Genomic DNA, 18,197 nt, shown 5'->3' on the forward strand with positions numbered 1-18,197 from the left:
ACCCATACCCTCAACGGCGTGGACTACGTCGTGCCGATCCTTGGGCCGCAGATCGGGCCGGTCGACAATTCCCAGGGCAACGGCACCGTCGGCGACCTGCGCGCCGAGGTCGACCGCGACATGGATCCTGTCTATCAGGACGAGCTCATTCTCGGCTTCCAGCAAATGCTCGACGCGCGCTGGTCGTGGGGCGTCAGCGCCACCTACCGTCGCCTGCACAACGCGATCGACGACATGGAAATCAGCGCCACCCATGAGTGCGGGGACGCCGTCTACCTCGGTTGGGTCATGGCCAACCCCGGCAAGGAGGTCACCGTCTGGGGCGACACCGACTGCGACGGCGACGCCGACGGTTGGGTGACGGTGGACACATCCAGGGAAGGCTGGGCGCTGTACGACGCCGACGGGAACTATCTGGGCCAGACCGGCTGGTCCAAGCCCAAGCGATCCTACGCAGCCCTCGAATTCCAGCTCGACCGTGCCTGGGACGAGAAATGGAGCATGAACGTGTCCTACACCCTGTCCTGGAGTCGCGGCAACGCCGAAGGCCCGGTCAATTCCGACACCGATTTCGACGACACCGGGCGCACCGAGAATTTCGACAATCCTTGGGTCAACTACGCGGGCTATGGCTATCTGGCCAACGACCGTCGCCACCAACTCAAGGTCCGTGGAGTCTACGCGCTCACCCCGAACTGGCAGCTCTCCGCGGACTTCAGCGCCATCTCCGGCGGACCGATCAGCGGCTTCGGTGCCGGCAACCCGTTCGACGCGACCAACTATTACAGCTACTACATCTGCGTGCAGAACTGCGACGATCCGGATTCGACCCTGCGTGTGTACAAGCACTCGCCGCGCGGAGGCTACGGGCGGATGCCGTGGACGTTCACGCTCAACGCCGGCATCACCTACCTCCGGCAGTTCGGCAATGCGGAATTCCGCGCCAAGCTGGCGGTGTACAACCTGTTCAACTCGCAGAACACCACCGCGGTGGACCAGTATCTGCAGAACGACATTTCCGACGCCACCAACCCCTCCTTCCGCCAGCCGCTCGGCTTCCAGTCGCCACGGTTCGCGCAACTGACCCTTTCGCTCAGCTTCTGATGGGGAGGGTGGCAGCCGGCGGGCCATACGGAAGCCATGGCCCGCCGGCCTGCCGCGCCCATTGCTCATGCACGCGATGACGACAACCCTCGGACACCCTCTGGCCGAGCGCCGGCGCACGGCCGCCGGGACGCACGGCGCCGTGACCGCCACCCTCGGCCCCATGGCTTCGCCGATCTCTGGGGGGCGGTTGGACGGCGTCGACCTGGAAGCGTTGGCGCGGCGCGTGCCGACACCGTTCTACGCCTACTCCGCAACGACGCTGGACGCCCGCATCGACGCCCTCCAGTCGGCCACCGAAAGTCACGGCATCGCCGTGCGCTATGCCGCCAAGGCCAACGCCACCCTGGCGCTGCTGCAGCGGATCGCCGAGGCGGGCTTCGGCGCCGACATCGTGTCGATCGGCGAACTGGAACGCTGCCTGCGCGCCGGCATCCCGGCCGATCGGATCGTCTATTCCGGCGTGGGCAAGACGACGGTCGACATCGCCACCGCCCTCGCAGCCGGCGTGGAATGCCTGAACGTCGAATCGCTGGACGAGCTGCAGACCATCGAGCGCATCGCCGAGGCCAGCAACCGCCCCGTGCGCGTGGCCGCTCGGATCAACCCCGACGTGGACGCCGGGAGCCACGCCAAGATTTCCACCGGCCGCGCCGAAGACAAGTTCGGGGTCTCGCCCGCCGAGGCCCGCGCCTGGTTCGCGCGCGAACAGGCCTCCCCCCTCGTCCGCCTCGACGGCCTGCACGTCCACATCGGATCGCAGAACCTCGATCTCGCCCCGTTTCACCGGGCCTTTGCCCAGGTCGCGCAGTTCGCCCGGGAACTGGCCACTCTTGGCCACCCGATCGCCAGCATCGATGTCGGCGGCGGACTGGGTGTGGCCTACCGCGACGGACAGCGCCCACCGGGGATCGCCGAATACATGGACACCGTCCGAACCGCGCTGTCCGGCTTCTCCGGGCGCATCCTGATCGAGCCCGGGCGCTGGCTGGTCGCGGACGCCGGCGTGCTCGTCACCCGCGTCATCCGTGTCAAGAACACCGGCACCCGTCGTTTCCTGATCCTCGACGCGGCGATGAACGACTTCGCCCGCCCCAGCCTGTACGACGCCTGGCACGCCATCGCCCCGCTTACGCCACGCGACGGGACGCCGTTGCCCCACGACATCGTCGGCCCGGTCTGCGAAACCGGGGACACGTTCGCCCGCGATCGCCTGCTGCCGCCCTGCCACACCGGCGACCTGGTGCTGATCCACGGCGCCGGGGCCTACGGCACCTCCATGTCGTCGAACTACAACACCCGCCCGCGAATCGCCGAAGTACTCTTGCAGGACGGCCGCTACGCGATCATCCGCCGCCGCCAGACCTTCGACGAACTGATCGCAGGGGAACAGCCAGCCCGCCACTGGGAGTCCGCATGATGCGTTTCATCCGACCTGCCCTGGCGTCCGGGATCGCGCTGGCCTGCGGCGCCGCGCTGGCCCTGCAGGCCCACGCGCAGGAAACCCGGCGCCCGCCGCTCACCCTCGACACGAATGTCGACATCCCGTTCAACTACATGGCCGTGCCGCAGTTCGACGTCGGCCGCGAAACCCCGCTGCGGGTCGATCTCGGAAAAATGGAACGCGGCGGGCTCGATGCCGCCTTTTTCGTCATCTGGGTTCCGCAGGGACCGTTGACGCCGGAGGGCTATACCACCGCCGTCGCGCAGGCGACGCAGAAATACGACGGCATCGGCCACATGCTGATGCGCTACCCGGACCGGATCCGGATCGCCACCTCGCCCGCGACGGTGCGGGACAACCGCAGGCGCGGTCTGCTGTCGGCGCTGATCGGGATCGAGAACGCCTACTCGCTCGGGCACGACCTGCACCGGCTCGATGCCGCCTTCGATCGCGGGGCGCGCTACGTCGGGCTGGTGCATGTGGGCAACAACGACCTGTGCTCGAGCTCGATGCCCAACGCCGACCTGCACGAGCCGGCGATGAACAGCCCCGGCGATCGCGGCATGAGCGACTTCGGCCGTGCGGTGGTGGCCCGCGCCAACGCGCTGGGCATGCTCGTCGACGTCTCGCACGCCTCCGACGCCTGCGTCCACGCCGCGCTCGACGCCTCGCGCGCGCCGATCATCGCCTCCCACTCGGGCGCACGCGCGGTGCTTGGCCACCCACGCAACCTGCCCGACGATCTGGTGCGCGCCATCGCCGCGCACGGCGGCGTGGTGCAGGCGGTCGCCTACAAGGAATTCCTGAAGGACGATCCGGCGCGCAAGGCCGAGGAAGAAGCCCTGCAGGCCCGCGTTGCCCGCGAGTCCGGAGACGCCGAGTACGACAGCGACAAGCACGACTTCCTTCCCGCGATGGTGGCCGGAATGGCCCAGATCGACCGCCGCCACCCGCTGGCGACGCTGGACGACTACGTGGCGCAGATCCGTCATCTGGTCGCCGTGGCCGGAATCGACCACGTCGGCATCGCCTCCGACTTCGATGGCGGCGGCGGCATCACCGGCTGGAACGACGCGTCCGAAACGCCCCGACTCACCGCCGCGCTGGCTGCGGCGGGCTTCAGCGACGAGGACATTGCCAAGCTCTGGGGCGGCAACCTGTTGCGGGCCTGGGAAGCCGCCCTGCGGGTGGCGGATGCGCGCTGACGGCCTGCTCGCGCTCGTCCTCTGCCTCGGGCTGTGCCCGCCTGCCGTCGCGCAGTCAGTCCGGGACGCAGGCGCCCCCTACGACCGGATGCTTGAGGAAGCGCGCATCCGCTTCCACCTGCCGGGTATCGCGCTCGGGGTCATCGAGGACGGCCGCATCGTCTACCGCCGCGGCGCCGGCGAAACTGTCGCCGGCTCCGGCATTCCCGTCACCCCCTCCACACTGTTCGAGATCGGCTCCAACAGCAAGGCGATGACCACGGCCCTCCTCGGACGGCTGGCCGCGCAGGGGCGGCTGCGCTGGGACGACCCGGTGACGCGCCACCTTCCGGAATTCCGCATGCACGACCCGTGGGTCACCGCACAGATGCGCGTCGGCGACCTGCTCACCCACAGCAGCGGCCTGCCGGAAGGCGGCGGCGACCTGATGCTGTGGCCCGCGCCGAACGCCTACACCCGTGCGGACATCCTGCACGCCCTGCGCTATTTGAAACCGGCCTACGGCTTCCGCAGCGAATACCGCTACGACAACCTGCTGTACGTCGTCGCCGGAGAGGTCGCCGCCGCGGCCGGAGGCGCCCCCTACGAGGTCCTGCTGCGCCGCGAGGTGCTTCAGCCCCTCGGGCTGGATCGCTGCCAGGTGGGCGCGTGGAACCGGGACACGGTCGGCAACATCGCCCTGCCGCACCGTCGGGAAGGCGACCGCAACATCGCGATCGAGCCGGAGGATCCACAGGTGCCGGCCTCGACTTCGGCTGCGGCGGGCGGTGTGTCCTGCGATCTCGACGCCATGCTGCGTTGGGCACGGAACTGGCTCGATCCAACTCCGGCGGAGCTGGCCTGGCTGCCCGAGGAACAGCGCCGAATCCTGCAGTCGCCGCACATGCCGATCCCGATCGACGCTTTCGAACGCCGTTTCAACCGGACCCACGTCTTCGCCTATGGCTACGGCTGGCGCATGGCCGACGTCGACGGCCAGTGGGTGGTCTGGCACACGGGCACCCTGGACGGCATGTACTCGATGCTGGCCCTGCTGCCGGATCGTCGCAGCGGCTTCGTGTTCCTGATCAACGGCGACGCGGAGCAGGCGCGAAAGGCGCTCGGGCAGGCGCTGCTCAAGCACTTCATCGATCCCGACGACACCCGCGGCGTCGCCGGCTGGGCCGCACTGCAGGCGTCCGCGACCGGTGCCCGTCCGTCGCACGCGCCGGACACCGCCCCCAGCGTCCCTGTGGACCGCGCCGAGGTGGAAGGTCTCCTCGGGCGCTATGTCGATCCCTGGCTGGGCGAGGCCCGACTGTGCGCCGAGGACGGCGCCGTCCGCTTTGATGTCGCCAAATCGCCGCGACTGTCCGGTCGCCTGCGCCGCCTCGGCGCGCGCCTGTTCATCGCCTGGGACAGCCCAGGCGTGGGAACCGACGCCTGGCTCGACCCGGTGCCGCCTTCCTCCGGACAAGCCGCCCAGCTGCGCCTGTCGAAACTGGATCCCGAGGCGGATTTCAGCGCCGACTTCGAAGACCTGCATTTCCGCCGCACCGGGGACTGCCCCGGGCCCGCCCGCCCATCGGCACCGTGAACGCACCCGCAGGAGACCTTCCGTGCGCCCATCCCGCTTGCTGCCCTGCCTGCTGACCGCCCTGACGCTGCTGCTCACCGCCTGCGCCCACCCCATCCGGAACCCGGATCCCATCGATCTGGCCATGCGCCGCTACGCCGGCGACGTCCCCGGCGCGTCCCTGCTGGTCGTTCGCGACGGCGAGGTTCTCGTGCGCCGCAGCTACGGGCTCGCCGACCTGGACACCCGGGATGCCGCCACGCCGTCCACCGACTACCGGCTGGCTTCGGTGAGCAAGCAGTTCACCGCCGCCGCGATCCTGCTGCTGGTCGAACAGGGACGACTGTCGCTGGACGACCGCCTGCGTCGCTGGCTTCCGGAACTTCCCGAGGCCGACGACGCCATCACCCTGCGCCAGGTTCTCACCCACAGCAGCGGTCTCGTCGATTACGAGGACCTGATGCCAGCCGACGCCACCGGGCAGATCAGCGACCAGGGCGTACTTGAACTGCTCGTCCGGGAGCCACGCCTGTATTTCGCACCCGGCAGCCAGTATCGCTACAGCAATTCGGGCTACGTCCTGCTCGGACTGGTGGTCGAGCGTGCCTCGGGCATGCCGCTGGCGGACTTCCTGCACGACCGCATCTTCCAGCCTCTGGGCATGCATCACATCTTGATGTACGAACGCGGCCGCGGCCCCGAGGTTCCGGATCGCGCCTACGGCTACAGCTTCATCGACGGGAAATGGATACGCACCGACCAGAGTCCGACCAGCGCCACCCGCGGCGACGGCGGCATCTATTCCAACATCGACGATCTGGCGAAATGGAACGCCGCGCTCGACGACGATCGCCTGCTGACCGCCGCTTCGCGTGCGGCGATGTTCCATCCCTGGGTCGAGGTGACGGGCGAGCCGTGGCAGGCCCGCTATGGCTTCGGCTGGCGGTTGACCGGCGACACCCAGTGGCATTCGGGTGAAACCATGGGGTTCCGCAACGTCATCGTGCGCTGGCCGAAGCAACATCTGACTGTGATCGTTCTCAGCAACCGCAACGACCCCGAGCCTTACGCCACCGCGCTGGCCATCGCCAAACCCTACCTGCAATGATCCGCCGCGCCCGCACCCGCTTCCATGCGTTTTCCGCTGCCATCGCACTGACGGCATTGAGCGCCTGCACTTCCCTGCCGCAGCACAATCCGCTCCCCCAATGGGTGCCATCCCATAATTTCGACGAGCGCCGCGCGGTCGTCATCGTGCTGCACTACACCCAGCACCATTCGGCGAAGGAAAGCCTGGACACCTTGCGCGGCGAAAACAGCACCGGTCCGGTCAGCGCGCATTACCTGATCGGCCGGGACGGGCGCATCTTCCAGCTGGTGGCCGACTCCCGGCGCGCGTGGCACGCCGGCGGCGGCCGCTGGGGCACCATCACCGACCTCAATTCCGCTTCGATCGGGATCGAGCTGGACAACGACGGCGCTTCGCCCTTTGCCGAGGCGCAGATCGCCAGCCTGCTGCGCCTGCTCGACGATCTCACCACCCGCTTGATGATCCCGAAAACGCAGATCATCGGTCACGCCGACCTCGCCCCCACCCGCCGCGAGGATCCGGGCCCGCTGTTTCCGTGGGATCGCCTTGCGGCCAGCGGATACGGGCTGTGGCCGCGCGGCAAACTGCGCGATCCGCCGCACGGCTTCGATGCCTGGCTCGCGCTGGCCGCGATAGGCTATTCGCTCGAAGACCGCCCGGCAGCGGTGCGCGCCTTCCACCGGCATTTCCGAGGCAACGATGGCACCACGCTGGACGACGGCGATTTGCGCCTGCTCGCCAATCTCGTTGCACAGCTGCAAACCGGAACCGGCCATTGACATCCACACCCGAACCGGCCTGGGCTACCCTGCGGCCTGCCCCCGCGATTCCCTCCGCCATGTCGATCGCCCTCACCGAATTCGCCCGCACCCGCCTGTTCCCGCGCGACGGTCGCCGCACCGCGATCCAGGACTGCACGCCGCAGGAATTCATCGACCGCCTCAACGCGGAAACGCCCGTGCGCGTGCTCGACGGCTACGCGCCCTTCTGCAAGCTCCACGTGCACGCGAACTGGACTTCGACGCGCTGCTCGATGATCGCCATCACCGAGGCCAACCGCCACCTGCTTCGCAGCGCCTACGAGGCGCGCAGCCGCGAGGAGCTCCCGGTCCTCGTGCGCTGGTTCGAGGGAATCGAACCGCCGGTGGCCAACTATCTGATCCCGATCCTCTACGACCGCGCGCAGCTGGTGAAGGAAGGCACCGCCATCGACGCCGACTGGGGCGTGGTCGGCTGCCTGTACACGCTGGAACCCGAGGAAATCCCGATGGTTCCGATCACCCAGATGCGCAACGCGCTGGGCGTTGCCGAAGGCGGCTCCGGCGTTGCGATCGACCGTGCCGCCTACCTTCACAGCGTGGCATTCTGGGAGCGCCACGCGAACTGGCGTTGAGCCACTCACCCTGGAACATCCTTCCCCCATGCACGCATCCAGCACACGCGCCGCCTCCAAGCCGCGACCGACCGCCGCACAGTCGGCGCTGGCCCGCCTTGGTTTCCTCCTCCTCGCCAGCCTGCTTGCCGCCTGCGCCCACCAGCCCGCCGAAACAAGCCGTGAAGCAGGCGGATGGGCCGACGCCGGTCAACTGGTGCTCGTCACATCCGCCGACTGGAACGCCACGTCGGCCGAACTGCGCCGCTTCGACCGCGTTGACGGGCGCTGGGTTCAGGTCGGCGATGCCGCGCCGGTCCTGCTCGGCCGCAGCGGCAGCGCGTGGGGCGTTGGCTTGAGTCGCGCGCGCACGGATGGGCCGGCCAAGCGGGAAGGCGACGGTCGCGCCCCGGCCGGCGTGTTCGCCATCGGCACCGCCTTCGGCTACGCCAGCCGCGTCCAGACCGGCCTTGCCTACCAGGCGATGACCGCCAACGACTGGTGCATCGACGTGCCCGATTCGGCCTATTACAACCGCATCGTCGACCGCAGCGTGGTCAAGGCGCCCCTGCTCGACCAGTCCAGCGAACCGATGCGGCGCGACATCCACGCCGATGGCGACCAGCGCTACCGCGAGGGCTTCGTGATCGAACACAACGTCGATGGCCGGGTCAGGCGCGGCGGCAGCTGCATCTTCGCCCACCTCTGGAAAGACCCGCAGACCGCCACGGCCGGCTGCACCGCAATGGCGCCAGACAGCATGGATGCGCTGCTGGCGTGGCTCGACAAACGCCGGCATCCGGTGTTCGTGCTGCTTCCCCTCCCGCAATACCTCGCCCTGAAGTCCGACTGGAACCTGCCGGAGATCGCCCGATGAGCCAGACCGCCCGCGTCCTCTTCGGTCTGATTGCCGGCATTGCCCTGGGTATCCTGCTGGCGCTGAACGCGCCGGAGTCCGGACTGGAACTGGCCGGCATCGTCGAACCGTTCGGCAAGCTCTGGCTCAACGCGCTGCAGATGACGGTCGTCCCGCTGGTGTTCGCGCTGGTCGTGGTCGGCATCAACCAGGCCTCCGACGCCGCCCACTCGGGGCGCGTCGCCAAGCAGTCAATCGGGATGTTCATCCTCCTGCTGACGCTGGCCGCGGCCATGGCCGCCGTGCTGGCGCCGCTGGCACTGTCGCTGCTGCGGCCCGACCCCGAGGTCGTGGGCGCGCTGCGTGCGCACACCGAGGGTCTGGCGACGGCCAGTGGCGGCTGGGCGTCGGCACTGACCGCGATCATCCCCAGCAACGCCATCGCCGCCGCTGCCGCCAGCGCGATGCTGCCGCTGGTCGCCTTCGCGCTGTTCTTCGGCTTCGCGCTGACGCGGATCGAGGCCACCCGCCGCGCCCTGGTGGTCGAATTCTTCAAGGCGATCAGCGACACCATGATCGTCATCGTGCACTGGGTGCTGTGGGCGGCGCCGGTGGGCATCTTCGCCCTCGTGTTCGCGCTCACCGCCCGCTCCGGACTGGGCGTGCTGCAGGCGCTGGGCATCTACATCCTGCTCGAATGCGCGCTCTACGCGATCGCCGTGGTACTGCTGGTGGGCGTGGCGGTGATGTTCGGTCGCAAGCCGCTGCTCCAGTTCCTGGCCGGGCTGGTGCCGGTGCAGGTGGTCGCGGCCAGCACCCAGTCCTCGCTCGCCACCCTGCCGGCGATGCTCGACAGCGCAAAAAACAAGCTCGGCTACCCCGACCGCGTGGCCGGACTGGTGCTGCCGATGGCGGTGTCGCTGTTCCGCATCACCTCGCCGATCCAGTACATCGCCACCGCCTGCTTCATTGCCTGGGCGCTGGGCGCCAGCCTCACGCCGGCGCAACTCGCCACCGGCGTGGCGCTGAGCGTACTGGTCAGCATGGGCTCGGTCGGCCTGCCCGGCCAGGCGATCTTCCTGGCCACCAATCTGCCCGTCACCTCCGCCATGGGCCTGCCGATCGCGCCGCTGCCGGTGCTGATGGCGGTCGACGTGATCCCCGACGTCCTTGCCACCGTCGGCAACGCGACCGGCGACATGACGGTGACGGCGGTGGTGGCCTCGCGCAATCCGGGCGGCGACATGGACGAACAAGGCGCATCGTTCATTGAAGCGGATGATCGCGGATGACGGCGGGGCGAGAGGGCAAGACTCCGACTCGCGGCACGTCCCTCACTCCCGAATGAAAATCTGCGGTGCCTTGAAGGCGCATCCGGCCACCCGCTCCCGCACGAAAATCTGCGGTGCCTTGAAGGCGCATCCGGTCGCCCACTCCCATCCGCGAATGCCCCCCGGCATCGGCACAGGGCCGATGCCTCCTCCTTGATTTCGCTGCGGGGAGCGGGCAACCGGATGCACCCCCCACTCCGACCTGCCACCCGCCTGATGGGAGTCTGCCAAACGCCCGCTCAGCAGCGCATCGACGCCGCCTCGCGGATGCCGTCGGCGATCACCGGATCGAGGCCGACGTTGTTGTGTTCCAGCACCTGCTCGGCGCGATAGCTGGAACGCACCAGCGGGCCGGAAACGACTTCGAGGAAGCCCTTGGCCAGCCCCATCTCGCGGTACTGGTGGAACTGTTCGGGCGTGACGAAACGCTCGACCGGCAGATGGTTTTTGGTCGGCCGCATGTACTGCCCCATCGTCACCACGTCGACACTGGCCGCGCGCAGATCGTCCAGGGTGCGTTCGATCTCGTCGTCGGTTTCGCCCAACCCCAGCATCAGGCTGGTCTTGACCACGGTCTGCGGGGCGTATTGCTTGGCGAACTTGAGCAGGCCGATGGTCTGCCAGTAGCCGGCGCGCGGATCGCGCACCGGATGGGTCAGCCGTTCGACGGTCTCGACGTTTTGGGCGAATGTCGCCAGGCCCGCGTCCAGCACCTTGGCAACCATCGCCTCGCGACCGCCGAAGTCCGGCGTCAGCGCCTCCACCGCCGTTTGCGGCATGCGGCCGTGGATGGCGCGAATGCAGGCGGCGTAGTGGGCCGCACCGCCGTCGGGCAGGTCGTCGCGATCGACCGAAGTCAGCACCACGTACTTGAGCTGCATCAGCGCCACCGCATCGGCGACGTTGGCCGGCTCCATCGGATCCAGCCAGCCGTTGGGGTTGCCGGTGGACACCGAGCAGAACTTGCAGGCGCGGGTGCACACCGAGCCCATCAGCATCAGGGTCGCGGTGCCACGCCCCCAGCACTCGGCGATGTTCGGACACTTGGATTCGGCGCAGACCGTCGAGAGCCTGTGGCTCTGCACGATCTCGCGGATTTCCTGGAAGCGCGCGCCGGTCGGCAGCTTCACCCGCAGCCACGGCGGCTTGCGGTCGGCGTCGGGCACAGCGCTCAGCTTGTTGGGCTTGATCCCGTCCTTGATCGCCGGCGTGCCCTGCGGGCTGACGAACTTGCTGCCCGGAAGCGGGCGAACGGTGTCGGAAATCGAATCGCTCATCGGAGGAAAGCCTGCCATCGTCGCGGCAACCTGCCGCACGGAACCGACGCGCGCCATCCGGCGCCGCGCATCACGGACACATCATAACAACCGCGCGCCTTCCGCATCGGCACCGACAATTTGACCCCGACAAAACAATCCAGCCAGACTAAAGCCAGGGCCGCCCACCAGACGCTCCGCCTGCATCCGCCCGAACATCCCGCTGCAACGCGCCCGCTTGCCCGGCACCGGACTGGCCGACTACAATGCGCGTCCCCGCCCGAATAGCTCAGCCGGTTAGAGCACTTGACTGTTAATCAGGGGGTCGTTGGTTCGAGTCCAACTTCGGGCGCCAGGCAATTCAACGATTCAGGCTCGCTTCGGCGAGCCTGAATCGTTTCTGGCATTCCCAATCGCCCTCGCCACGCTGCGCATGCCCTTGCACCAGCACGGGTGTCTGCCAGCCGCGAGGCATCCGTCGATGTCCCGCACCCATGCGACCCGGCATGCACCGGGGCGCAGCAGGTCGTGTGATCGGAAACCATTGATGCCTGGCGCTTCTGAATCGCGCCGCCTCGCACCGCTTTCAGAACAGTCCGGGACGCTCGGAAACGCGCGATTCCCGCGCCTCCACCAGCCGCGCGATCCGCGCGTGGTGTTCGATCAGGTCAGCGCATTCGGCGACGAAGATGCCCATCTGGCCGACCTTGAATTCGACCCAGGCAAGCGGCAACTCGGGCAGCAGGTTCGTCAGCGCCTGCTCGGCTTCGCCCACTTCGCAGATCAGCAGCCCGTCCTCACCGAGGTGCAGCGGCGCGTCGCGCATGATCCTCAGCACAAGGTCGAGGCCGTCGTCGCCTGCACGCAGGCCGAGTTCGGGTTCGTGCGAATACTCGCGCGGCAGGGCGTCGGTTTCGGCGTTGGTGACGTAGGGCGGGTTGGTGACGATCAGGTCGTAGCGCTCGCCCGGCAGGCAGGAATACAGGTCCGACTTCAGGAAACGCACGTTGCGCACCAGCAGGCGCGCCTCGTTCTCGCGCGCCAGCGCCAGCGCCTCTTCGCTGAGGTCGACGCCATCGACGTGCCAATCCGGGTTGTAATGCGCCATCGCGATGGCTATGCAGCCCGACCCGGTGCACAGGTCGAGCGCGCGGCGCACCTCGCGGTCGCCCAACCACGGCTGGAAGCCGGCTTCGATCAGTTCCGCGATCGGCGAGCGCGGCACCAGCGCGCGCGGGTCGCTCTTGAAGCTCAACCCGGCGAACCACGCTTCGCCGGTCAGGTAGGCGGCCGGGATGCGCTCTTCGATCCGGCGCAGGAACAGGCCCAGCACGTCTTCCTTTTCCGCCTCGGTGATCCGCGCATTGCCGTACACCGGCGACAGGTCGTGCGGCAGGTGCAAGGCGTGCAGGGTGAGCTGGGTGGCTTCGTCCAGTGCGTTGTCATAGCCGTGCCCGAAGGTCAGCCCGGCCGCGTTGAAACGGCTGGCGCCATAGCGGATCAGGTCGATGATGGTCTGCAATTCCTGGGACATGGCGACCGCATCCGCTTCGGGGCTGGCAGTATAGCGAGCGGGCGCGGTTATCATCGCCATCCACGCCGTTTCAATTCCCTCATTTCCGTCCTTTCCCGGATGCCGCCTGCCGCATGTCGAAGCGCACCGCCGTTCTTCTCTTGATCGTCATGGCCGCCGGAGCGCTCGGCCTGCTTGCGTCGCGATTCGCCTTCCAGGCGCCGCCCCGGCCGACCCTGCCCGCCCCGCAGGCCATCACCCTGCTGCCGACGCCGCGGGTCCTGCCGAGGTTTTCACTGCAGCAGGCCAACGGGGCGCCGCTGACGCCGGACACGTTGAAGGGCCACTGGACGGTGGTGTTCCTCGGCTACACCCATTGTCCGGACGTGTGCCCGACCACGCTGGCGCAGCTGTCGGCGGCGCAGAAACAGTGGTCGTCCCTGCCCGAGGCCAGCCGACCGCGGGTGCTGTTCGTCTCCGCCGATCCCGAGCGCGACACGCCCGAACGGGTGGCTCGTTACGCCCGCGCCTTCCATCCCGATTCGCTGGCGGCGACCGCCCCGATACCGGAACTGGAAAAATTCGCCCGCGCGCTGTCGCTGGTGTTCATGAAATCCCCGGATCCCGAGGGCGGCCCCGACTACGCCATCGACCACTCCGCCGCCTTGGTGCTGCTCGACCCGCAGGCGCGCATGGCCGGTGTGGCGCAGCCGCCGTTCGACATCAAGGGCATCGCCGACGACCTTGCGGCACTGTCCCCCAAAGCCACCGAACGATGATGCGCATCGTCACTGCTCTCACCTACGTCCTGCCGCACCGCGCACTGTCCGCGCTGGCGCGCCGGCTCGCCTGGTCGCGCAATCCCTGGCTCAAGCAGCGACTGATCGATGCGGTGGTGTGCCGCTTCGGCGTCGATCTGGCCGAGGCCGAACAGCCCGACCCGACCGCCTATCCGACCTTCAACGCCTTCTTCACCCGCGCCCTCAGGCCCGGCGTGCGTCCGTTCGATCCCGATCCGCGCGCCCTGTTGATGCCGGCCGACGGTCGCATCAGCCAGTGCGGACCGATCGTCGATGGCCGCATCTTCCAGGCCAAGGGGCGTGAGTTCACCGCCGCCGAACTGCTGGGAAGCGAGGCCGATGCCGAACCCTTCAAGGACGGCGTGTTCGCCACCGTCTACCTGTCGCCGCGCGACTACCACCGCGTGCACATGCCGTGGGGTGCCACCCTGCGCGAGACCGTGCACGTCCCCGGCCGGCTGTTCTCGGTCGGCCCCGACGCGGTGGCCTCGGTGCCGCGCGTGTTCGCCCGCAACGAGCGCCTGGTTTGCCATTTCGACACCGACTTCGGGCCGATGGTGCAGGTGATGGTCGGCGCGCTGCTGGTGTCGGGCGTCGAAACGACGTGGAGCGGCGTGGAAATCCCGGCCTATGCCGATGCCGTCACCCGCAAGGACTGGCGCGGCCGGAGCATCACGCTGGCGCGCGGCGAGGAGATGGCGCGCTTCAACTACGGCAGTACCGTCATCGTGCTGCTGCCCAAGGGCGTGGCGACGCTCGCTCCGGAACTTGCGGCGGAAACGCCGGTGCGCCTCGGCCAGCGGCTGGCGCTGCTGGACTGAACCCTCACGCCCCCGACTTGCCACGGCGGGTCACTGCGGCGCGACTACCGCACTGTTCATCCGTCGCAGCCCTTGAGCACCAACGTCTGGCCGGGACGGATCAGGTATCCGGGCGCCTTCACCCGGTTTGCGCGCGCCAGCGCGCCCAGGTCGCAGCCGAATCGGCTGGAAATTCCCTGCAGGCTGTCGCCGCGTCTGACCTTGTATTTTTTCGGTTTCGGGGCAGCCGCTCTGGCCGACGCCTGCTGGGCGGCGGCAGGGGCGGTGGCACCGGGCGCGGAAGCCGTACCCGAAGCCTGGCTGGAATACGGAACCGGATCCCCGACCCTGACGATCGCGGAATTGACGTCACTGGCCACCAGCGCACTCGCCATCTCGACCCGGCGGCCGCTGCGGCAATGCAACGCATACAGCCAGTTGATGCGGGTGGTGGTGTTCAGCGTGGTCCCCGCCGGCAGCGTGGTGGCCGGAGACCAGCGTGGGTTGAGGTTGCGCAAGGCGCGCAGGTAGCCGTCGCGCGAACCATAGTTGCCGAGGCAGATCGTCAGCTCGTACAGCGAAGCCGGCCGCGCCAGCTGCAGCGTCGACGGCCGCACGCTCACGCGCGGCCAGCGGATCCCGTAGTCCTTGGGATGCAGGAACAGCCAGGCGGCGGCGATCACCATCGGCACATAGTCCTTGGTTTCGGCCGGGAACTGGTTGTAGACATCGGAATCCCAGAAGCTGCGCCCGCCGGTGCTCTGGAACACCCTCAGCGCGCGGCCCTCGCCGCCGTTGTAGCCCGCCAGCGAGAGCTCGATGCTGTTGTTGAGCTGGGCCATTCGCTCCGACAGGTATTCCGCCGCAGCGTCCGCGGACGCGCGCGGATCGTAGCGGGTGTCGAAACCGCTGCCGTCGTCGCCCAGCCCGAATCGCCGTCCGGTGGCCGGCATGAACTGCAGCGGCCCCACCGCGCCCGCGCGCGAACCCACGTGCACCTTGCCGTTGGATTCCTTGGCCATGATCCCGAACAGCAGTGCTTCGGGCAGACCGCGGCGGCGGAACGCGGGCGACATCAGATGCTGCATGTAGCGGTAGTTCTCGTAGCTGTCCATCAGCGACGGCCGCATGTCGGTCAGCCAACGGCGGATGCCGGCCTGCACCGCTGGATTGAATTGCACCATCCGAACGAAACGCTTGCCTTCCTCGCTCAGCAGCACGTTGGCGCTGGCCTCGTCAGGAACATCGGTGTCGCCCAGCTCTGTCGCGTCGATCGGATCGCCGTCGGATTCGTCGTCGGCATCGACCTCAGCGCTGGCCTTGAGCAGGCGCTCGTAGGCTTCCAGCATCGCCGCGACCTCGCAGCCCTTCTGTTTCGCGCAATCGGCCACCACGGCCTGCATGTCGGCAAGCGCCTGTTGCGCCGCCTTGGCGCCTGCATCCTCATCCTCCATCGCCTGTGCATCGCGGTAGCGCCTTTCCGCCGCGTCCATGCGCTGCCGCAATTGATTGATGGATTCCTGATCGCGGCGCGAGATCGCATTTGCGGTGGACGGAACGATCGCCGCAATCAGCGGGATCGACAGGAACAGGGCGGCGCAGAAGGTGCGTGGCGTCATCATCCAGCATCGTTTCGATGGAATTCTCAGGGTATCCGCCCGCCACGCGTCAGGGCAACCTGCCGCCAGAGCAATCCCCATTCACCGTTCAGCCTGATTCCGAACAACGCCCAGACCGCCGGTGGATCGCATTAGAATCCGGAGTCTCACGCAAGGAACACACATCGGACATGGATCCCATCCTCGTAGGCAAGGCCATCACCACGGACACCAGCGGCCCCGTCGTGCTGCTGCCGGGCTACGGCAACCGCCACGGACTGGTCGCGGGTGCGACAGGCACCGGCAAGACCGTCACCCTGATGACGCTGGCCGAAGGATTCTCGCGGATCGGCGTGCCGGTGTTCATGGCCGACGTCAAGGGCGATGTGTCCGGACTGGCGGTGCCCGGAACGACCAGCGAGAAGCTCCAGCAGCGCCTCGAGCGGATCGGCATCAAGGATTACCGGAACGAAGCGGCGCCGGTGGTGTTCTGGGACCTGTGGGGCAAGGCCGGGCATCCGGTACGCACCACGGTCAGCGAGATGGGGCCGACGCTGCTGGCCCGCATCCTCGAACTGAACGACACCCAATCCGGCGTGTTGGACATCCTGTTCAAGTTGGCCGACGACCGCGGCCTGCTGCTGCTCGACCTGGACGATTTCCGTGCGCTGCTGAACCTGATCGCCACCGAGCGGCAGGACATCAGCACCTCCTACGGACTGGTAAGCACGCAGTCGATCGCCGCCATCCAGCGCGCCTTGCTGCGGTTGTCGCAGGACGGGGCCGAGATGTTCTTCGGCGAACCGGCGCTGGAACTCGCCGAGTTGATGCGGACCACCTACGACGGTCGCGGCGTCGTCAACATCCTCGCCGCCGACCAGTTGATCCTCAAGCCGCGACTGTATTCCAGCTTCCTGCTGTGGCTGCTGTCGGAGCTGTTCGAGACCCTTCCGGAAGTGGGCGATCTGGAAAAGCCCAAGCTGGTCTTCGTGTTCGACGAGGCGCATCTGCTGTTCAACGACGCCCCGCCGGCGCTGCAGCAGCGCATCGAGCAGGTGGTGCGGCTGATCCGCTCCAAGGGCGTGGGCGTGTACTTTTGCTCGCAGTTCCCCGACGACGTGCCGGCCAACGTGCTGGGCCAGCTCGGCAACCGCGTCCAGCACGCGCTGCGCGCCTTCACGCCGCGCGATCAGAAGGCGGTCAGGACGGCGGCCGAAACCTTCGTCGCCAATCCGGCACTGGACGTGGCCCAGACCATCGGCCAACTCGGGGTTGGCGAAGCGCTGGCGTCGATGCTGCTCGACAAGGGCGTGCCGATGCCGGTCGAGCGCACCCTGATCGCGCCGCCGCGCTGCCGGATGGGCGCGATCACCGAGGCCGAGCGCGCGCAGGTGCGCGCAAATTCACCCGTTGGCGGAAAATACGACACCCCGGTCGATCGCGAGTCTGCGGCCGAAATGCTCGCCAAACGGGCGGAGACCAAGGCCGAGCAGGCGCAGGCACCGGCAGCCAAGACCGCCGACAAGGAAGACCCGAACGAACATGGCTTCGGCTCCGCGGTCAAGGACGCGCTCTTCGGCACGAAGCGGCGCCAGGGCATGATCGAAACCATGGGCAAGCAGACTGCCCGTACGGTCGGCAATCAGATCGGCCGCCAGATCCTGCGCGGCATTTTCGGCGGCATGTTCGGCGGCAAGCGCTGAGCGAGAGTCCCGTCCACTTCAGTTTTCCATCAGGAGCCATCCATGATCCGCCGGATTTCCCAAGCCACCCTACTCACGCTTGCGGTTCTCGCCATCGCCGGCTGCAGCAAGCCGACCAGCGACCAGGATTCCCTGCTGCAGGAAGCTCGCGAAGCGGGCGACGATCTGAGAGGAATCCAGGCGCCGCAAGCGCCGCAGCTGCGCATCGATCCAAACGACGCACCGACCAAGGAACCGCCGCCTTCCACTTTTGCCGGCAAATACAAAGGCTCGATTCCCTGCGCGGGCTGCGATGGGGACAATTCCACGCTGACGCTTTCCGCCGATGGCAACTACACCATCGAACGCCCGGCCCCCAATCCGGGCAGCAACGGGCACTGGGTGTCGGAAGAAGGCGGCACCCGACTTCGCCTCGACCCGGTGCGCCGAGACGAAGGCAGCTTGGTCTGGGGCGTTTCGTCTGGCAACACCTTGAAGCGGCTGGACGAAGACGGCACGCCGCTGGCACGCGACGTCGCGCCCGAAGTGCTGACCCGCGAACGCTGATTCGCGCATTTCGCCCACCGGCGC

At 67.9% G+C, this 18,197-nt stretch carries 15 protein-coding genes, 1 tRNA gene and 1 pseudogene; 14 read left to right on the top strand and 3 right to left on the bottom strand.

The genetic code is table 11. From position 1 onward, the window contains the following. The 9 genes and pseudogenes from Q0X16_RS10985 to Q0X16_RS11025 all read left to right on the top strand — a co-directional run. A pseudogene (locus Q0X16_RS10985) lies at positions 1 to 1,104 on the top strand (TonB-dependent receptor); the annotation flags it as partial. Positions 1,105 to 1,180: 76 nt separating this feature from the next. Then, a complete protein-coding gene (gene lysA, locus Q0X16_RS10990) occupies positions 1,181 to 2,524 on the top strand; it encodes a diaminopimelate decarboxylase (RefSeq protein ID WP_345780291.1) in 1,344 nt (447 codons plus the stop codon). Next, positions 2,521 to 3,753 carry a dipeptidase gene (locus Q0X16_RS10995; RefSeq protein ID WP_297834231.1) on the top strand — a complete coding sequence of 411 codons (1,233 nt, stop codon included), beginning with the start codon at positions 2,521 to 2,523 and terminating at the stop codon, positions 3,751 to 3,753. The genes lysA and Q0X16_RS10995 overlap by 4 nt, the downstream gene beginning before the upstream one ends. After that, complete coding sequence (locus Q0X16_RS11000) at positions 3,743 to 5,329, top strand: serine hydrolase domain-containing protein (protein ID WP_297834233.1); 1,587 nt, start codon at positions 3,743 to 3,745, stop codon at positions 5,327 to 5,329. Before Q0X16_RS10995 ends, Q0X16_RS11000 begins: the two co-directional genes overlap by 11 nt. A gap of 67 nt (positions 5,330 to 5,396) precedes the next feature. Then, on the top strand, positions 5,397 to 6,416 hold the full coding sequence (locus tag Q0X16_RS11005; RefSeq protein WP_297834291.1) for a serine hydrolase domain-containing protein: 1,020 nt from the start codon (positions 5,397 to 5,399) through the stop codon (positions 6,414 to 6,416). Further along, positions 6,413 to 7,177 carry an N-acetylmuramoyl-L-alanine amidase gene (locus tag Q0X16_RS11010; protein ID WP_297834236.1) on the top strand — a complete coding sequence of 255 codons (765 nt, stop codon included), beginning with the start codon at positions 6,413 to 6,415 and terminating at the stop codon, positions 7,175 to 7,177. The genes Q0X16_RS11005 and Q0X16_RS11010 overlap by 4 nt, the downstream gene beginning before the upstream one ends. Positions 7,178 to 7,236: 59 nt before the next feature. After that, the gene (locus Q0X16_RS11015; protein WP_297834239.1) at positions 7,237 to 7,791 is read left to right on the top strand and encodes a DUF3228 family protein; all 555 of its coding nucleotides are present in this window, start codon (positions 7,237 to 7,239) and stop codon (positions 7,789 to 7,791) included. 28 nt (positions 7,792 to 7,819) lie between these two features. Then, positions 7,820 to 8,647 (top strand): L,D-transpeptidase family protein, encoded by an 828-nt coding sequence (locus tag Q0X16_RS11020; RefSeq protein ID WP_297834243.1) that lies wholly within the window; start codon positions 7,820 to 7,822, stop codon positions 8,645 to 8,647. Further along, complete coding sequence (locus Q0X16_RS11025) at positions 8,644 to 9,918, top strand: dicarboxylate/amino acid:cation symporter (RefSeq protein ID WP_297834246.1); 1,275 nt, start codon at positions 8,644 to 8,646, stop codon at positions 9,916 to 9,918. Before Q0X16_RS11020 ends, Q0X16_RS11025 begins: the two co-directional genes overlap by 4 nt. A gap of 278 nt (positions 9,919 to 10,196) precedes the next feature. Here Q0X16_RS11025 and lipA read toward each other — a convergent pair whose 3' ends face one another. Next, the gene (gene lipA, locus Q0X16_RS11030; RefSeq protein WP_297834248.1) at positions 10,197 to 11,234 is read right to left on the bottom strand and encodes a lipoyl synthase; all 1,038 of its coding nucleotides are present in this window, start codon (positions 11,232 to 11,234) and stop codon (positions 10,197 to 10,199) included. A gap of 257 nt (positions 11,235 to 11,491) precedes the next feature. On the opposite strand from lipA, the gene Q0X16_RS11035 reads away from it, so the two are divergent. Further along, positions 11,492 to 11,568, top strand: a tRNA-Asn gene (locus Q0X16_RS11035). Between the two features lie 231 nt (positions 11,569 to 11,799). Here Q0X16_RS11035 and prmB read toward each other — a convergent pair. Further along, complete coding sequence (gene prmB, locus Q0X16_RS11040) at positions 11,800 to 12,747, bottom strand: 50S ribosomal protein L3 N(5)-glutamine methyltransferase (protein WP_297834251.1); 948 nt, start codon at positions 12,745 to 12,747, stop codon at positions 11,800 to 11,802. Positions 12,748 to 12,860: 113 nt separating this feature from the next. Between prmB and Q0X16_RS11045 the strand changes: the two genes are divergently transcribed. Both Q0X16_RS11045 and asd read left to right on the top strand, forming a co-directional pair. Further along, positions 12,861 to 13,505 (top strand): SCO family protein, encoded by a 645-nt coding sequence (locus Q0X16_RS11045; RefSeq protein WP_297834253.1) that lies wholly within the window; start codon positions 12,861 to 12,863, stop codon positions 13,503 to 13,505. Next, positions 13,505 to 14,347, top strand: coding sequence for an archaetidylserine decarboxylase (asd, locus tag Q0X16_RS11050; protein WP_297834294.1), 843 nt, complete (start codon positions 13,505 to 13,507; stop codon positions 14,345 to 14,347). The genes Q0X16_RS11045 and asd overlap by 1 nt, the downstream gene beginning before the upstream one ends. Before the next feature lie 56 nt (positions 14,348 to 14,403). Here the strand turns inward: asd and Q0X16_RS11055 are convergent, their stop codons facing one another. Next, positions 14,404 to 15,948: a transglycosylase SLT domain-containing protein gene (locus Q0X16_RS11055; protein WP_297834256.1), complete on the bottom strand. Its 1,545-nt coding sequence runs from the start codon at positions 15,946 to 15,948 to the stop codon at positions 14,404 to 14,406. Positions 15,949 to 16,115: 167 nt separating this feature from the next. Here Q0X16_RS11055 and Q0X16_RS11060 point away from each other — a divergent pair, with 167 nt between their 5' ends. Together Q0X16_RS11060 and Q0X16_RS11065 are read left to right on the top strand one after the other, a co-directional pair. Beyond that, positions 16,116 to 17,627 (top strand): helicase HerA-like domain-containing protein, encoded by a 1,512-nt coding sequence (locus Q0X16_RS11060; RefSeq protein ID WP_297834258.1) that lies wholly within the window; start codon positions 16,116 to 16,118, stop codon positions 17,625 to 17,627. 42 nt (positions 17,628 to 17,669) lie between these two features. Further along, positions 17,670 to 18,173 (top strand): copper resistance protein NlpE N-terminal domain-containing protein, encoded by a 504-nt coding sequence (locus Q0X16_RS11065; protein WP_297834260.1) that lies wholly within the window; start codon positions 17,670 to 17,672, stop codon positions 18,171 to 18,173. Positions 18,174 to 18,197 lie beyond the last annotated feature (24 nt).

The sequence above is a fragment of the Thermomonas sp. genome (genome assembly GCF_025993755.1).
Lineage (GTDB): Bacteria > Pseudomonadota > Gammaproteobacteria > Xanthomonadales > Xanthomonadaceae > Thermomonas.

Coding starts and splice junctions, on each gene's coding strand:
- lysA (WP_345780291.1), top strand. CDS start 1,181: ATGACGACAACCCTCGGACACCCTCTGGCCGAGCGCCGGCGCACGGCC.
- Q0X16_RS10995 (WP_297834231.1), top strand. CDS start 2,521: ATGATGCGTTTCATCCGACCTGCCCTGGCGTCCGGGATCGCGCTGGCC.
- Q0X16_RS11000 (WP_297834233.1), top strand. CDS start 3,743: ATGCGCGCTGACGGCCTGCTCGCGCTCGTCCTCTGCCTCGGGCTGTGC.
- Q0X16_RS11010 (WP_297834236.1), top strand. CDS start 6,413: ATGATCCGCCGCGCCCGCACCCGCTTCCATGCGTTTTCCGCTGCCATC.
- Q0X16_RS11015 (WP_297834239.1), top strand. CDS start 7,237: ATGTCGATCGCCCTCACCGAATTCGCCCGCACCCGCCTGTTCCCGCGC.
- Q0X16_RS11020 (WP_297834243.1), top strand. CDS start 7,820: ATGCACGCATCCAGCACACGCGCCGCCTCCAAGCCGCGACCGACCGCC.
- Q0X16_RS11025 (WP_297834246.1), top strand. CDS start 8,644: ATGAGCCAGACCGCCCGCGTCCTCTTCGGTCTGATTGCCGGCATTGCC.
- lipA (WP_297834248.1), bottom strand. CDS start 11,234: ATGAGCGATTCGATTTCCGACACCGTTCGCCCGCTTCCGGGCAGCAAG.
- prmB (WP_297834251.1), bottom strand. CDS start 12,747: ATGTCCCAGGAATTGCAGACCATCATCGACCTGATCCGCTATGGCGCC.
- Q0X16_RS11045 (WP_297834253.1), top strand. CDS start 12,861: ATGTCGAAGCGCACCGCCGTTCTTCTCTTGATCGTCATGGCCGCCGGA.
- asd (WP_297834294.1), top strand. CDS start 13,505: ATGCGCATCGTCACTGCTCTCACCTACGTCCTGCCGCACCGCGCACTG.
- Q0X16_RS11055 (WP_297834256.1), bottom strand. CDS start 15,948: ATGATGACGCCACGCACCTTCTGCGCCGCCCTGTTCCTGTCGATCCCG.
- Q0X16_RS11060 (WP_297834258.1), top strand. CDS start 16,116: ATGGATCCCATCCTCGTAGGCAAGGCCATCACCACGGACACCAGCGGC.
- Q0X16_RS11065 (WP_297834260.1), top strand. CDS start 17,670: ATGATCCGCCGGATTTCCCAAGCCACCCTACTCACGCTTGCGGTTCTC.